Annotated in this window: 11 protein-coding genes; 3 read left to right on the top strand and 8 right to left on the bottom strand. The window is 60.4% G+C overall.

The genetic code is table 11. The features are described 5' to 3' along the window. Positions 1-22: 22 nt before the first annotated feature. Both HY067_04950 and uvrA read right to left on the bottom strand, forming a co-directional pair. Positions 23-946: a DUF4238 domain-containing protein gene (locus HY067_04950; GenBank protein MBI3527299.1), complete on the bottom strand. Its 924-nt coding sequence runs from the start codon at positions 944-946 to the stop codon at positions 23-25. A 110-nt stretch (positions 947-1,056) separates the two neighbouring features. Then, complete coding sequence (uvrA, locus tag HY067_04945; protein MBI3527298.1) at positions 1,057-6,771, bottom strand: excinuclease ABC subunit UvrA; 5,715 nt, start codon at positions 6,769-6,771, stop codon at positions 1,057-1,059. 194 nt (positions 6,772-6,965) lie between these two features. On the opposite strand from uvrA, the gene HY067_04940 reads away from it, so the two are divergent. Further along, entirely contained in the window at positions 6,966-7,421 is a 456-nt protein-coding gene (locus HY067_04940; protein ID MBI3527297.1) for a hypothetical protein, read from the top strand. Positions 7,422-7,539: 118 nt separating this feature from the next. Here HY067_04940 and HY067_04935 read toward each other — a convergent pair whose 3' ends face one another. The 3 genes from HY067_04935 to HY067_04925 all read right to left on the bottom strand — a co-directional run bounded on the left by HY067_04935 (position 7,540) and on the right by HY067_04925 (position 10,811). Next, positions 7,540-9,198 carry a hypothetical protein gene (locus HY067_04935; GenBank protein ID MBI3527296.1) on the bottom strand — a complete coding sequence of 553 codons (1,659 nt, stop codon included), beginning with the start codon at positions 9,196-9,198 and terminating at the stop codon, positions 7,540-7,542. Positions 9,199-9,315: 117 nt separating this feature from the next. Continuing rightward, positions 9,316-9,654, bottom strand: coding sequence for a cytochrome c (locus HY067_04930; protein ID MBI3527295.1), 339 nt, complete (start codon positions 9,652-9,654; stop codon positions 9,316-9,318). 134 nt (positions 9,655-9,788) lie between these two features. Continuing rightward, positions 9,789-10,811 carry an ABC transporter substrate-binding protein gene (locus tag HY067_04925; protein MBI3527294.1) on the bottom strand — a complete coding sequence of 341 codons (1,023 nt, stop codon included), beginning with the start codon at positions 10,809-10,811 and terminating at the stop codon, positions 9,789-9,791. Positions 10,812-10,961: 150 nt separating this feature from the next. On the opposite strand from HY067_04925, the gene HY067_04920 reads away from it, so the two are divergent. After that, positions 10,962-11,579: a glutathione S-transferase family protein gene (locus HY067_04920; protein MBI3527293.1), complete on the top strand. Its 618-nt coding sequence runs from the start codon at positions 10,962-10,964 to the stop codon at positions 11,577-11,579. Between the two features lie 105 nt (positions 11,580-11,684). Then, positions 11,685-12,131, top strand: a complete 447-nt coding sequence (locus HY067_04915; protein MBI3527292.1) for a TerB family tellurite resistance protein — start codon at positions 11,685-11,687, stop codon at positions 12,129-12,131. A 157-nt stretch (positions 12,132-12,288) separates the two neighbouring features. On the opposite strand, the gene HY067_04910 is transcribed toward HY067_04915, so the two are convergent. From HY067_04910 to HY067_04900, 3 genes are all read right to left on the bottom strand, one after another. Next, positions 12,289-14,856 (bottom strand): zinc-dependent metalloprotease, encoded by a 2,568-nt coding sequence (locus tag HY067_04910; protein ID MBI3527291.1) that lies wholly within the window; start codon positions 14,854-14,856, stop codon positions 12,289-12,291. 69 nt (positions 14,857-14,925) lie between these two features. After that, entirely contained in the window at positions 14,926-15,318 is a 393-nt protein-coding gene (locus HY067_04905) for a hypothetical protein (GenBank protein MBI3527290.1), read from the bottom strand. Between the two features lie 497 nt (positions 15,319-15,815). Then, the gene (locus tag HY067_04900) at positions 15,816-16,247 is read right to left on the bottom strand and encodes a hypothetical protein (GenBank protein ID MBI3527289.1); all 432 of its coding nucleotides are present in this window, start codon (positions 16,245-16,247) and stop codon (positions 15,816-15,818) included. Between the last annotated feature and the right edge of the window lie 69 nt (positions 16,248-16,316).

Genomic DNA, 16,316 nt, shown 5'->3' with positions numbered 1-16,316 from the left:
TGGCGCTCCCGTTAAGAGCTAATCAATGAGCTAAGGTTGCAGCGCGATCCTGAAGCGCCTGCTCGACTACACTCCTTGTCGGACCAGCTACCCAACTGGAAGCCGTTGACGCAATGAACCGATTCACTTCGCGCGGTGTGACTTCAAGCCTTTGGGTTTCGTGCCTCCCGATGAGCGCAGTCCTTCGTGTCAGAGGCGCGACGACTTCGGTTGTTGGATGCCTTAAAGCAGCGGGAGGCGTATCCGCAAAACCGTCAGCCAGCCATGTAACCACACGATCGCTTGTAACGAACCATTCGCCATCAGGCGTATTCAACCGCACCCAAGAAAAGCGCGGAAAGTGCTGAACCTGGAAATGCCACGCCTGAAGGTGCAGAAATTCAAGATGGTCATCACGCTGAAGTATCCACTTCCACCCACGGTGCCGATACGTCTCGAGTTCCTCGAGGGTATTCACCTCGCGGCGTTCGCCGGTCTTTGGTTCTTCGATAAGCAGTGGTCGCGTCCGATCGCCGGACTCTGGATATCCTTCTGGCGGAGGCTCCACCACGCCAGATTCCAGACCGAGTGGCGGATCATTTACCCACTGCTGCATCAAGTCCATCCAACCTGGCGTCCGTGCCGCTTGCCACGCGAGAAATCGCCATATCTCAGGAGGCGGGTCATTACCTTCTATTGGCTCCGTCGCAACGAATTTTCTTATTGCGGATGAAGCTGCCGCTTCAATTTTCGAAAGATGAGCTTCAATCGACTTGCTAGGGTCGGCGAGTCCTTCTGGCCCATCGTATAAACCGGGAACAATCGAAATGTTCTTCGGCGAGCGACGTTTTACTTCGCCTGTGGTTAGTAGCCCTAGCCAAACGAACGGGTCAGGGGTTCCATTGGATTCCGGATCTGTGAACCCGCTGAGATAGAAGCGAGGTACGGTGTGCGCTCGGGTTGCCATGTCTGCTGCGATGATCGTCTAGAATCGCTCAACTATAATTTGATTTTCGCTTTCCTCTGCGCCCTCCGTGCCCTCTGTGCCTCTGTGTTGGGTGTAGACGCCGTAAAGCATCATGACGCCATCGCGGTGGGGACCTTGTGCCCCCGCTCGGCAAGGAACGCCCCCAGCACTTTCCCGGTATGGGAAGACTTCACGGCCGCGACCTGTTCCGGCATGCCTTGCGCCACGAGCCTTCCGCCGCCTTCGCCGCCTTCCGGCCCGAGGTCGATGATCCAGTCGGCGTCCGCCATTACATCCAGATTGTGTTCGATGACCACAACGGTATTGCCGGCATCGACCAGCCGGTGCAATACGCGAATGAGTTTCTCCACGTCGGCCATGTGCAATCCCACCGTCGGTTCGTCGAGCACATACAGCGTCTGCTTCCCTCCGGCACCCGCACCGCGTCGCGGCTCGTCCGAGGTCCTCACTTTGGACAGTTCCGTAACCAGCTTGATCCGCTGCGCTTCGCCGCCAGACAACGTTGGGCTTTGCTGGCCGAGTGTGAGATAACCAAGACCTACGTCCTGCAATAGCCGCAGCGCGTGATGAATCGCCGTATGCGCGGAGAAGAAATCCACCGCCTCGTCGATGCTCATCTTCAACACCTCGCCGATCGACTTGCCTTTGTAGTGTACCGCCAGGGTTTCGGGGTTGAAGCGCGCGCCGTTGCAGACATCGCAGGCCACTTTCACGTCCGGCAGGAAACTCATCTCGATCTTCTGCATGCCCTGCCCCTCGCAGGCATCGCAGCGGCCGCCTGCCGTGTTGAAGGAGAAGCGGCCCGAATCGAAGCCGCGCATGCGAGCTTCCTGCGTGCCGGCAAACAGCTTGCGGATCGCATCCCAGAAACCCACATAAGTTGCCGGACATGAGCGCGGCGTTTTGCCGATCGGTGTCTGGTCGACTTCGAGCACCCGGTCGATTTGTTCCCAACCTTTGATCGCCGTGCAGCCGGCCGGCTCGAACGTGTTTTTGTTGCGCTTGTTGCGCTCGCCCACAAGCGCGGCCAGGTTGTCGTGCAGGATGTCGCGCGCGAGCGTGGACTTGCCGCTGCCGGAAACGCCGGTAACCACGCTCAGCCGTGCCAGCGGGAAACGCACATCGACGCTTTTCAGGTTGTGCAATTTCGCGCCGTTCATCTGGATCGCCGGTGACCGGCCATCGGTCGAACGCCAGGGCTGCAGGGGATGCAGTAGCGGATGCGATAGAAACTTTCCGGTCAGCGACGCAGGCGAGCGCATCAACTGCTCGACATTCCCCTCTGCGATCACTTCGCCGCCGAGACGGCCCGCCCCCGGACCGAGATCGACAACATGGTGTGCGCGTCGGATGGTGTCTTCGTCATGCTCCACGACCAGCAACGTGTTGCCCTTCTTCTCCAGCTTCTCCAGCGTATTCAGCAGAATCTGGTTGTCGCGCGGATGCAGACCGATGGTCGGTTCGTCCAAGATGTAGCACACCCCGCGCAGATTGGAGCCAAGTTGCGCAGCCAGCCGGATGCGTTGCGCCTCGCCGCCGGACAGCGTCGGCGCGGAACGGTCCAGCGTCAGATAACCGAGGCCGACCTCCGACAGAAAGCCCAAGCGGCTCTTCAGTTCGGCCACCAGGTCGCGCGCAATCTCCAGCTCGCGGCCAGCGAGCCTCAGCCCGGAAACCAGCTCGCCGAGTTGCGCGACCGGCAGCATGCCGTAGTCGGCAATCGAACGATCGCGCCACAACACGGCGAGCGCCTCGGGATTGAGCCGCTTGCCCTCGCAATCGGGGCAAGGCTCGTCGACTTGCAACCATTCGATCCAGGAATCCAGCACGTTGTCCTCGGTGCCGGTGCGCGAGCGCTCCTCGTCCCAGCCCACTTCGTCGATTTGCAATCCGGTGCCGTAGCAGCTTGCGCACCAGCCGTGCTTGGAGTTGTAGGAAAACAGGCGCGGATCGAGCTCCGGAAAGCTGCGCGCGCACGAGGGGCAGGCGCGCTTGGTCGAGAACACGGTCTCGGACACCTTGCCCTTGCCGGTCATCAAGCCGTCAAGCGGCGCGATGACGTGCGCCACGCCTTTGCCGTGCTCCAGCGCCAGCTTCAAGCTTTCGCGCAACACTTTTTCATCCGCGGCACTGACGTGCAGGTCCGCGACCGGCAATTCGATCGAATGTTCTTTGAACCGGTCGATGCGCGGAAACTTCTGCGTCGGTAAAAATTCGCCATCGACACGCAAAGTCGGAAAGCCCTTGTTATTGGCCCACTCGGCGAGATCGGTGTACACGCCTTTGCGATTCACCACCAGCGGCGCCAGCAGACCGATGTGCTGACCTTTGTACTCGCGCATGATGCGCGCCGCGATAGCGTCCGGACTTTGCGGCTCGATCGGCGCCATGCAGTCCGGGCAATGCTGCGTGCCGAGCTTCACGAACAGTAGGCGCAGGAAATGATGGATCTCGGTCAGCGTGCCCACGGTGCTCTTGCGCCCGCCGCGGCTGGTGCGCTGCTCGATCGCCACCGTCGGCGGGATACCGTAGATCGCATCCACGTCCGGGCGCGAAGCGACCTGCACGAATTGCCGGGCGTATGCGTTCAGCGACTCGAGATACCGACGCTGGCCTTCGCCGAACACGATGTCGAATGCAAGCGTGGATTTCCCGCTGCCCGACACGCCGGTGATCACGGTGAACTTGCCGCGCGGCAGCGAGAGGTCGATGTTCTTCAGGTTGTGTTCGCGCGCGTTGTGAATTTCTATGGACGGATGGAGCTCAACGGGAACGGGGCGAGAACCACCTAGCGCTTGCTGCGAGAATGCCCCCTTCTCTATGGCCCGCTCGTATTCCTTCAGCGCAACGCCGGTATGGGATTTTTCATCGAGGCGGATCTGGTCCGGCGTACCCATGAACACGATAGCGCCGCCGGCTTCGCCGCCTTCGGGGCCGAGGTCGATGATCCAGTCGCACGCGGCGATCACGTCGAGGTTGTGTTCGATCACCAGCAGAGAATTGCCGGCTTCAACCAGGCGCCGGAAGGAGCGCAGCAATTTTGCAATGTCTTCGAAATGCAGGCCGGTGGTCGGTTCGTCGAACAGGAACAGCGTTCCGCGTTTCGGTGAGGGGATAGAAGTAAAGGGTGAGGGGTGCCTAACTGCCTCTACCAAATGGCCCGCAAGTTTCAGGCGTTGTGCTTCTCCGCCGGACAAGGTCGGCACGGGTTGGCCGAGCCGCAGGTATTCGAGGCCGACATCGGCTAGCGGACGCAGCCGACGCAGCACTTCCGGCGAATTCGCGAAATAGTCCACCGCTTCCGATACCGTCAGGTCCAGCACGTCGGCAATGCTTTTTGCCGGCTTGCCGTCGGGTGCGATCGTAACTTCGAGCAGCTCTGGCCGGTAGCGGCGTCCGTCGCAATCGGGGCAACGCAGATAGACGTCGGAGAGAAATTGCATTTCGACGTGCTCGAAACCGTTGCCGCCGCAGGTCGGGCAGCGGCCGTCGCCGGAGTTGAAGCTGAACATGCCGGGCTTGTAAGCGCGCTCCTTCGCCATCGGCGACTTTGCGAACAGGTCGCGGATCGCGTCGAAGGCGCCGACATAACTTGCGGGGTTGGAGCGCGTGGTGCGGCCGATCGGCGTCTGGTCCACCATCACCACATCGCCAACCAGGTCCGCGCCGGCCAGCGCCTTGTGTGCGCCCGCCGCCTCAGTGGGCTTGCCCTTGTGTTTCAGGAGTGCCGGATACAGGACGTCTTGCATCAGCGTGGATTTGCCCGAGCCCGATACGCCGGTCACGCACACCAACCGGTTGAGCGGAATCGCAACATCGATGTGCTTGAGGTTATGCTCCGCCGCACCCCGTACTTCCAGCCTCGGATCCTCGGTTTTCACCGGCATGCGTTTCAACCCGGCGTCGGCACGCCGCCGGCCGCGAAGGTATTCGCCGGTTAGTGAATTGGAGTTGGCAGCAAGTACGGTCGGCCGGTCGAAGAATACGATCTCGCCGCCCTTCTCGCCCGGCCCTGGCCCCATGTCGAGGATGCGGTCTGCCGCGAACATGATCTGCGGATCGTGCTCGACTACGACCAGCGAGTTGCCGGCGTCACGCAACTTTTGCATGACTGCGATCACGCGGCCCATGTCGCGCGGATGCAGGCCGATGGACGGCTCATCAAGCACGAACAGCGTATTGGTCAGCGACGTACCGAGCGCGGTGGTGAGGTTGATGCGCTGGACTTCGCCGCCGGACAACGTGCGCGACTGACGGTCGAGCGTCAGGTAGCCGAGTCCGACTTCCTGCAGGTAGGAGAGCCTTGTGCGGGTCTCGCCGAGCAGCAACTCCGTCGCTTCATCGAGGAGCAGAGAAGGAAGGTGAACGGTTGCGAAAAACCGCGCGCAACGATCCACCGGTAATTGCATGAGGTCGTGGATGGTCAGGCCGGGCACATCGTGCAGTTGCGCATCGTTCCATGCGACATCCTTCGGGCGATGGCGCCTGCGTGGCTCGAGCACGGCATCTGCATCCTGCTTGTTGCCGACCCGCCACAGCAGCGCATCCGGCTTCAGGCGGCTGCCTTCGCAAGCCGTGCACGGTGTGTACGCGCGATAGCGCGACAGCAGCACGCGGATATGCATCTTGTACGCCTTGCTCTCCAGCCAGTCGAAATAATGCTTCACGCCATACCAGGCACCAGGCCAGGACTCCTTCCAGCTCACCCATTCCGGCTCGCCATCGATGACCCAACTCTTCTGCGCTGTACTCAAGGCGCGCCATGGTTTGTCGAGCGGGATGCCACGTTTCTTCGCATACTTCACGAGATCGTCCTGGCATTCCTTGAAGCTCTGCGTCTGCCACGGCTTGACTGCGCCGCCCCCCAGGGTCTTCGATTCGTCGGGGATTACCAGCCCGTAGTCGACGCCGATGACACGGCCGAAACCGCGGCAGGTATCGCAGGCGCCAACCGGCGAATTGAACGAGAACGTACTCTGGCTCGGCTCGCGATAGTGGATGTCGCAGTCGGGGCAGTGCAGGTCGCCGCTGTAGCGCCACGCCGCGGCGACCGGTGGCTTGTCACTGGTGACTGGTGATTGGTTCGCGCTGTCGCGCGATCCTCCGGCCTCCCCCACCGGACAGACGCTGACACGTCCGTTGCCGACGCGCAGCGCGGCTTCCAGTGCCTCGATGACGCGCGCGCGTTCCGCGGACGACATGCGCAAGCGGTCCTGTACGACTTCCAGCCGGTTCTTCGCCTTCGAATGGATTCGCGTGTAGCCCTGGCTCTCCAGCAGCTTGAGGATCTCTTCCTCGGAGAAATTCTTCGGGATGCCGACCGGAAAGGTGATGATCAGGCGCGGATCGCCGGCCTGCTTCGCCCGGACCTGCAGGTCGGCGTAAATAGAATCGGGATTGTCGCGCCGCACTGGTCGGGCACAGCCGCGGCAGTAGAGTTGCGATGCGCGGGCGAACAGCAGCTTCAGGTGATCGGCCAGTTCTGTCATCGTGCCGACCGTCGAGCGCGACGTGCGCACTGGATTGGTCTGGTCGATGGCGATGGCCGGCGGAATGCCGTCTATGCGATCGACCTGCGGCTTGTCCATGCGATCGAGAAACTGGCGGGCGTACGGAGAAAACGTCTCCACGTAACGACGCTGACCCTCGGCGTACAGGGTGTCGAACACCAGCGAAGATTTCCCCGAGCCGGATACGCCGGTCACCACCAGCAGTTCGTTCAGCGGCAGCTCGACGTCGAGGTTCTTGAGATTATTCTGGCGCGCGCCGCGAATGTGAATGGCTTCGGAATGCTTTTCGGACATGGAGGGTATATGAGGAAAATAGTTCGGCAAAACAAGGGATAGTTCCTGCCGGGGCAGACCGGCACGTTGCTATTCTACCGGCCCGAAATGTGGCCGAGGCGATCATCGGCAACAACGGCAGCGCTGTTCCGCTCTAGCGGTATCAGGCACTGTGTTCGAGCCTTCCGAAAGTAAAACCTGATATAACGCCGTGCATGCCATGCGTTCTCAAAGCGTCACCGAACTTGCTCGCTGCCGGCGCCGCATTGCTCGGCTTGTTGTCCGTGCCAATGGCAATTCGCGCGGAACCACCTGCATCCCATCAAAGGCACGCCGCACCGGTAGAGGCCGAGTTTCGCGGCTGTGAGTCGGCGGGCTGGTGCCGGTTCTCGATCGAACCGCTGGATCCTTTGGCGGAGTCACTGCACCGCGTGCGTCCGGATGGCGTTTCGCGAATACCCGGCGACGAGGCCATTTCCATTGCGATGCGCGATCGCCTCAATGCCCTGCTCGCCAACATGATCCACCAGTCCAAACGCATCATGCTGCATGATCTGCGCAAACTGGACGACGGAACGTTCGCGGCCACCGTGACGGTGAACGGTGCGAACCTGGCGTCAGACCCGATTGTTCTGGAATTGCGAGAAAAGGTTACCAGGACGACCCGGTAGTTACGGCGCGGGGTTTTCTGTCGGTGTTCCAGGACGCTTGCATCGCGGGCAGGGAAACCGGGTTGTGAAAAATTCCCGGCGGCCTCAGCCGCCGGGATGGGAAAACAATTGCCCTGACCTATTCCTTCGTGATGGTCCAGACGACTGCGGATTTTGGCGTCGTGTAGAACGGCGATTCCATCTGGTAGTTCACGTAGAGTTCGCCGTAGTCCGCAACGTACATCGTCTTGCCGTCCATGCTGAACTCGACGTCGTTGGTGCGCTCGAATCCGCCCCGGTTTTCCTTTTTCTGATAGGCATTGGGACCCGGATCGATGTTCTCGGCGAAGATCGACCACTTGACGCCGGTCGGGTTGAGGAACTCGACCTTCACGATGGCCGGCCACATCGGTCTCAGACTTTCCGGACCATTGTCGATGATGCCGAAGATCGCCGTAAACAGCGTGTCGGGACCCGTGCCGAAAGCCTTGGGCGCCCAGGCCAACCCGTCCATCGGGTTGTTCGTATCCCATTCCAGCACCGGATTGATATACCCGTTGGGGTTGGGATTCGCTACGGCGAGCGGCGTGCCCCGCACACCGATCGAATGATCGATGAACCGGTACGGGGGCAATTGCGGAATAAACGGCTTGTCTCCGATATTGAGCTGCGGATTCGGGCGCGTAGGATCGAACCTGTTGCCACGGTAAACATCTGGTCCGAAACGCTTGATGTTCACGAAATGCGCGCCTTCCTTGTCCGGAAAACCCGCGTCCTGGCCCTTCTCGGTCACCACCCAGAGCTTTTCCGACCCATTGGCGACACGGCGATTGCCCTTGTCGTTCATTCCGTTGTCGCTGACGACCAGGGCATTTTCAAACCGCGAGCCCTTGGGGCCGAAGGCGAGACCGGACGAATTGCGGAGCCCCATCGCATACACTTCCCAGTCGTTGGTGGTGTAGTTGCTGTCGGCTTTCAGCCTCGCCCTGTGAATGGCGCCACCGCAGGGCTTTTGCGCCTTGATTACCATACCCGGCTTGGACGGTGTGCCCTTGGGCAGGTAGGCACCCGTCAAATTGCCCTGGCTATCGCGAATGTTCAAGCCCGTTGACACTATGTCCCGGCAGGGTGGATCACGAGGCAGCGGCGGAATACCGGGCGGCGTGCGTTTCTCCCAATATGGATCGATCGCGTCGGTCCAGCCATGGATATCGGGATCCGCATAACCGGAGTTCGACGGAGCGCCGACCGCGTAATACAGCCAGCCGTCATGGCAAATGATCCCGCCCAGCGCATGGTCGCCAATCGGCACTTCGTTCATGATCAGCTTGGGCGTGCCGTTCACGCCGTCGATTTCCCAGACGCCGTAGCTGTAGTCACCGACATAAGTGCGGCCGTTCTCCGCGCAATAGCCGATCTCGTTCAGGGCAAAGGACTTGAACATGCCCAATCCGACGTTGTCCTTGATCAGCTTGCCGGATTTGTTAAAGATCTTCACGTGAGGCTTGTCGATACCTTCCGGCGGGAAGCCGAAAGTATTGCCCGAAATGGCGACCCAGACATTGTCGCTCTTGTCGACCGTGATCGATGTGACCGTATCGAGCCCGGCCGCGAACACGCCGACCTTGTACCCCGCTGGAACCTTGATCTTGCTCGGGTCGGGTGTGACGGGCGTGCGCGTGGACCATTTTCCTGCCGGACCACCCGGTTCAGCCTTCGCGCGATCCTGCGCGAATGCGGAACCGGAAAGGGCCCCCACCGCAAGCGCGACTACTGCTGCATATTTTAGAATTTTCATTTCTTCTCCTCCTCCTGGTTAGAATTCCCTGCACGTGCTTCGTCAGAATTCCACTTCAACTGCGTTACGACGTAGCTGCATATCCTGGCCGTTCGACCGGCTGGATCTTTCTTATCTCTATTTTTTTTCCGCCGTTCCCGTCAACGTGCGGATATGGGCGACGAGGTCAGCGACTTGCTCGTCGTTGAATTTGTGCTCCCAGGCGGGCATGGCCGCGATCTTGCCCATGTAGGCGCCGCCCTTGTTGATAATCATCTTGAGATAGTCGTCCGGCACCGAGGCCATGTATTCCTTGTTGGCGAGCGTGCCGATACGCGGCACGAACCCGCTCTTTGTCCCTTCCTGGCCGTTACCGTAGGTGCCGTGGCATCCGGCGCACATCTGTTCGAAAATTTCCTTGCCGGTCTCGGGAGCGGTTTGTGCCAACACCGTGACGGGCGCAACGGCCGACAGCATGATTATGATTGTTATCGAGTACTTCATGCACATCCTTGGGAAACCCGTGAATAACCGGATTGCAGGATAGGGAACTACAACCGTAACACGTGTCGCGGGACGGCTCAAGGGAGCCTTTCCCAGTCAGTCACGCCCTATTTATTTTTGTGCAGCGCATCGCGCACAAAATCGTTGGTATAGGCGTCGGCAGGGTTCAGATCCTTCGCTTCCCTGACCGCCTGCTCGAAACCGCTCAACACCTTCAACTGCGCCTCCGCTCCCGCCGGGGGAAACAGTCCATCCCGGGAATAGCTCTCGCTGTTCTTGCGATATGCATCCAGGTAGAGCGTGCGATCACCGAGCAGATATTCCGTCGGGACCGTCTTTGCCACGTCGTCCGGCGTCGCCGTCTTCAGCCACTTCAGTGCGCGCACCATCGCGTTCGTCAGCGCCTGTACCGTGTTCGGATTGGCCTTGATGAATTCTTCGCGGGTGTAGAGCGAGCCTGAAGGCAACGGGCTGCCGTAAACCGATTTGGCCCCCTGCACGCTCACGGTTTCCACGACGACCCTGATCGTACCGGTCTTTTCCAGCAGCGTAATCGCAGGCTCGATGTTCGCGATCGCATCCAGGTGGCCGGCGCGCATTGCCGCGACGGCCGCCGGACCGGTGCCGACACCGATGATGGACACGTCATCGGGTTCAAGCCCGACTGAGGCCAGCAGATGATTGATGAAGGCATGCGTACTCGAACCAGGCGCCGATACGCCGATCTTCATGCCCTTCAGATCCTTCGGCGACCGGTACCGGGCGGCCCGCTCTATCGCCACGCCGAGCGATATCGCGGGCGTGGCCCCCTGCAGCACAAAACCGCGAAGATTCTGGCCGCGCGCACGCATGACCATCACGTGATCGAATCCGCCGGAAACAACATCGGCACCGCCACCCATCATCGCCTGCAACGCCTTCGCCCCGCCTGCAAAATCGACGATCTCGACCTGCAAGCCCTCGTCCCGGAAATAGCCGAGCTGTTCCGCGATCGTAAGCGGCAGGTAATACAATGAGGCTTTGCCGCCGACTGCGATGGTGGTCTTCGGTTTTTCGAGCGGCGCACCGTGCGATGCCGTAACGCAGAGCAAGGCACCCAGCGCGAAAATGAACGCGATCAGTCTTCTCATGTATTTCCCCGCATTGGTGGTTTAGGGTCGGTGGATTGTAACGCGGCGATCGTGGCATACGACGTTGAAGACGCCGACGCGATCTGACGTTAAACTTGCGCCTTCCACGGCCCGCAAAAAAACATGGCCGTGAACAGAGGAGAGCGAATCGTGATCGATCTGTTTTCTGCGGGAACTGCCAATGGATTTCGGGCGTCGGTGGCGCTGGAGGAGGCCGGACTGCCTTATCGTGTCCACAAAGTCGATCTCGCCAAGGGCCAACATTGCGGCGCGGAGTTTCTGAAGCTCAACCCGGCCGGCCTGATCCCCGTCATCGTCGATCAGGACGGCCTTGGCGACAAGCCCATCACGCTTTCGCAATCCGGCGCCATCATCCTCTATATCGCGGAGAAAACCGGCAAGTTCCTGCCGAAGGACGCGGCGCGGCGCGCTGTCACGATGCAATGGTTCATGCAGGGCGCGACCGATGTTGCTGCGACCAGCGGCGCGATTTTCCGCCTGGAAAACAGTGTCCCGGAGAAAATCCCTTCCAGCATCGATTATTTCAAACAACGCCTGCTCGGCTTTTTCTCGGTTTGCGACGCGCACCTCGCGGGACGTGAATATCTCGCCGACGAACTGTCGGTGGCCGACCTGATGCTTTACCCGAATTTCGCGCCGCGCAAGGCCCTCATCGACCAGGCCGGCGGATTCGCCAACCTTCAGCGTTGGGGCGCCACCATGGCCTCGAGGCCGGCGGTCCGGAAAGGAATGGACGTTGTTGACTGAAAAACCCGGAGTGCAACGACTTATGCAAATCAGCGCGTGCGGCAGGAACTCAGCTCACCTGTATTCGCTCCAACTGCGATCTCGAGAAAACACGTCAGGCGGCCAATGCTCAACGCTCTGAAAACTCTATTTGCCGAATTCTCCGTCGGAGGCGGCACCACACCGGCCATCTCGGAACAACGACAGCTTCAGTTGGCAGTCGCGGGATTGCTGCACGAGATGACGCGCGTCGACTTCAAACAGAGTCCGGAAGAAGCGCGCACGGCCGTTGCTGCTCTGGTCAAAATGTTCGGATTGCCCGATCTCGAGGCACTGGCATTGCTCGGTGAAGCCGGATCGCAGCGCCTGACGTCCTACTTCGACCCGGCATCCATCATCAAGCGTCTGCTCTCCATCGAGCAGCGTTGCGCGCTCGTCGAAAATCTGTGGAAAGTGGCATTCGCCGATGCTGAACTGGACGTCTACGAAGACCAATTCGTGCGCAAGATCGCCGGCCTGATTTACGTTCCCAACACGGAATGCATGCTGGCGAGGCAAAGGGCTAGGGGCTAGGGGCTAGGGGCTAGGGGCTAGGGGCTAGGGGCTAGGGGCTAGGGATGAGAATACTCTTCAGCCTGCGGGTTCCAGATTTTTTCTTCCCTTCAAAGTAACCGAAGGGATCGGTAACGCTTTTCTCTAGCCCCTCGTCCCTCACCCCTAGTCCCTGCTCTCAAGGCACTTTCCCCAGTTCCGAACGCAGGTCGCGCAGATGCGCCAGTGTTTCCGGATCTTTCGCGCGTTTGATGCCCTCGTCCAGCTTTGCGTATAGATGCGCGACGCCGGAGCGCAGCGAGGAGCGAAACTCGCTCGGCCGCCCGCGCTCACGCCGATATTCCTTGGCGATATCGGCGAGGGGCGACGTGGCGTTGCGCGAGACGGACAGACTGCGTGCGCTGCCGTGTATCGACCCATCATCCAACAATTGTTTCATGTCGATCGAGGTGGATGCCCCCTGCGGATCGTTGGTGGCACCGGTCGCAACCAGCAATAACGTCACGTAGTTGCGCTGCAGTTCGCGCCGGTACAGTTCGACTACCGGTCTCTTGGCATCGAGCTCCTTGAACAGACCATCGTTCAGGTCGATCAGCATGTCCCTGCCGACGTAGCCTTTGCCGCTTGGATCCGCCTGCCGGGCCTCGGCCATGCGCTGGAATACGCCCGGATCGAGAATCTGGCGCAGCAACTGCACGTTGGATCCCTGCAATGCATCCGCACCACCCGAGGGACCGATGCGCAGCAATACCTCGCGATCGAGCAAGGGCCGCGGTGTGACCCATCCCCTGTCGATCAGAAATATCACAGCCGCGCGCTGTCGCGCCGGCTCCACCGGCTTGAACGGCGCCGTGCCGCGCCCCGCCTGGTAGCGCGTTTCCTCGACACCACCGACGATCTTCGCGACCGCGGCCAGTTCGCGATAACGCTGCACCATCAACGACTGGTACATCTCGCGCAGGCGAACATAGTCCCCGCCGTGCTTGGTGGTGGCCGGAATCAGCAACGGCATCACGCGGTCGATATTGCGCAGCCCCAGATCGGCCGCCTCGATGGGATCGCCACCGACGACATTGGTGTTGACCTTCGGATCCAGGGTCGCATAATCGTCCTCGCCGCCAAAACGCAACATCGGATCGCCGACCTGCTTCGCCGCCAATTCGTCGAGGTGGGGCCACTCGTCGTCGCAGCTCATGCCGTTGGAAAACGACCGATACCCCCACTCGATCGCAAAGTAGTCATAAGGCCCGAACTTCGGCAGGAGAGAGGCGTTATCGCCGGGTTGGGCGACATAGTTGAGCCGCGCGTAGTCCATGATCGACGCGGAGGTGCCCCACTTGCGCGTCCAATCCGGGCTGCGCAGCTGTGCCACCGAGTACGCGGAATGCCCCTTGAAATTGTGGCGCAATCCCAGCGCGTGACCGATCTCGTGCGAGACCACATAGCGCAGCATATCGCCGATCACATCGTCGGGCAGTGGCAATTTCCGCGCTTTCGGATCAAGCGGCGACACCTGCGTGAAGTACCAGGTTTCGACCAGTCTCAGCACGTCGTGCCAGAAAATCGCATGCGAGGAAATGACTTCCCCGCTGCGCGGATCGACCACCGCCGGTCCCATTGCGTTCTGGCGCCCGCTCGGCGTCCAGCGGACCACGTTGTAGCGAACGTCCTCCGGATCCCAGTTCGGATCTTCTGCCGCGGTGGGCGCATCGCGCGCGATGATGGCATTGCTGATTCCTGCTTTTTCGAACACCTTCTGCCAGTCCTCGATACCGCCCTTGATGAAGGGGCGCCACTTCTCCGGCACTTCGTCGCTGATGTAGAAAACGATGGGCTTGACCGGGTCCGATACATCGGCTTCGGGGTCCTTCTTCTCCAGCCGGTAGCGCTGGATGAACGCGCGCCGCACCTTGCCGTGATCGTTGGTGCCGTAGTCGTCGAACGCCACCGAGAAATAGCCGACGCGATCGTCAGCGAATCTCGGATCCATCGGTTCCTCGGGCAGCAGCAGCAAGCTGGTGTGGAAAATGAACCCGAGCGCGGGCGGCACGCGCTCCGACTCGTCTTCGACGGTTTTCCTGAGTTCCGTTGCGGAAGGCACCCAGGTCTGCTGGAAGCGGATGTCGATGTTCTGCGGGAAAGCCTTCACGCTCTCGATGAATGAGCGCTTCGGATCGATCGCATTCATGCGGAAATACTGCATGAATTCCAGTGCGAAACCGTCCGGCACTTCACTGACAAACAACCCCGTGATGTCGATCACGGGGGCATTATCCGGGCCTTCCATGATGATGTCGAAAGCCTTGATAACGGTACGCAGAGAAGCCGACTCCACGCCGCGCTGCAGACTTGACATTTTCTGCGCCCACATCTCGTAGCGCACGTTTTCCAGATACACCTTGTTGCCGCGGCGGACCCAGCGGATCACGCGGTTGTCCACCACCGAGCCGGGAGCGACGAAGTCGCTACCGGTGGACAACGCCGCGAATTCGGTGTTGACCAGCATATCCCGGTTCAGCATCTTCGCCGGAATCTCGAACATAACGTGATCGCAGATGACATGGATCAGGAACATTCCGGTCACGGTTGTGACCTTCTGCTCCATGCCGGCGGGGCAGGACGCAACCATGGCCGAAGTCATGGCCAGAACGGGCCGGCACAGCGATGCTGCGATCACCAGCGAAATCAGAGAGAGTATTTTTCTCATGTCCAGGTAACTCCGGCGGATCGGATACGAAGGGGACATCGATTCCTTCCCCTGAAAAAAAGCGGGCCGGCCAAAAAAATTGGCGGCCCGCTTCGACAACGTCGTTGATTACTTCTTGGCTTCGTCCGCAGCACGGCTGGCTTTGTCCGACTTGCCGGCGGACTTGACCTTGCCGTCGTCCACAGCACGGGCATGCTTCTTCGACTTGCCCGGTGCCTTGACGGTGCCATCGTCGACGGCGCGACCCGGCTTGCCGGAGGTTCCTGCGGCCTTCACGGAGCCATCGTCAACAGCGCGACCGGCCTTGGCGGGTCCGCCGGATTTCACGGAGCTCTCATCGGCAGTACGGCCGGGTTTGGCCGCGGCACCTTGCGACTTCACGGCGCCGTCCTCGATCGCACGGGCTGGCTTGTCGCCGGCAGCGCCAGTCTTCACCGCATCATCCGCAAACGCCACGGAAGCAAAACCAAGAATTGCGGCAACTACGATTGCATTTTTCATCTTTCTGTATCTCCTCACTATCCAGTTTCAAGTTTGTCGAATTGTCATCCAGGGCTACGCGAGCCGGCCAAGCCTTCACTGCTCCAGTTTTTGTTTTGTTGCTTTTTTTGGCTGGCTTGACCGACGTATACGACCAGATCCCCCGATCGGATGCAGGCCCGGGGTCCCGGAAGACGGTCACGACCTGCGGGAGCTACGCCGCTACTCCCGCAGGCCGATCGGATCGGTGTCGCAGCATCGACGGCCCGACATCGCATTCAGTCGCACATCAGCGCCAGACCTTACAAACACGCCAAGTGTGCCACCGTGGCGCCATAAACGGAACCGACATCGCCACCGAACCACGTCAAATCCAGGGCCACCAACGCCCGGAACCCGAATTTGGCATACAGACTCCCGGGCACGGACCCAAGCCTGGTGATCAAGGAGCCCATTATGCCCGGGTCGTCCGACATAGGTGCGGGATAACTCGGAGAATTCCAGCCCGTAAACCACCCTCAGGGCTTGTGCGGAGTCGGCACTTCCCCGTCGATGCAGCGTGCCGCCCAACCGTTCATCGATACCCGCCGCGCATCGTTCATTTCCAGCAGGTACCGATTCTGCAGGGCATAGGCTTCCCGCTCGGCGGCGTTGCGCCGCACGCAGTCGCTGGAGCCCATGTCGAAACGGCCGCTGACGGCCTGAGCGTGATGAACCAACTCGTGCAGCAGGATCGAGCGATCGAAGATGTTATTCACCACGTCCAGTTTCTCGTCGATATAGACCCCGAGGGTCGGATCGTAGATCGCCCTGATCGCGCAAGGGGCATGGCAGAACCGCTCCTCGATCTCTCTCTGTGCCACGCGATGGACTTCCGGCGCAACGGTGGGCGGCGCATAGCCGGCCAGCAACTGTATGGTCGCGAACAATTCGGCGATCAATGAGGACATTGCCGGCTCCATGAGGATTGGTCCGTGTTAGTTCCACCGTCGGACGACGGTGACAGGCGAATACTGCGC

Source organism: Betaproteobacteria bacterium, from assembly GCA_016194905.1.
GTDB lineage: Bacteria > Pseudomonadota > Gammaproteobacteria > Burkholderiales > JACQAP01 > JACQAP01.
The sequence above is the reverse complement of the archived record's forward strand: the minus strand, read 5'-3'. Positions and strand labels throughout refer to the sequence as shown.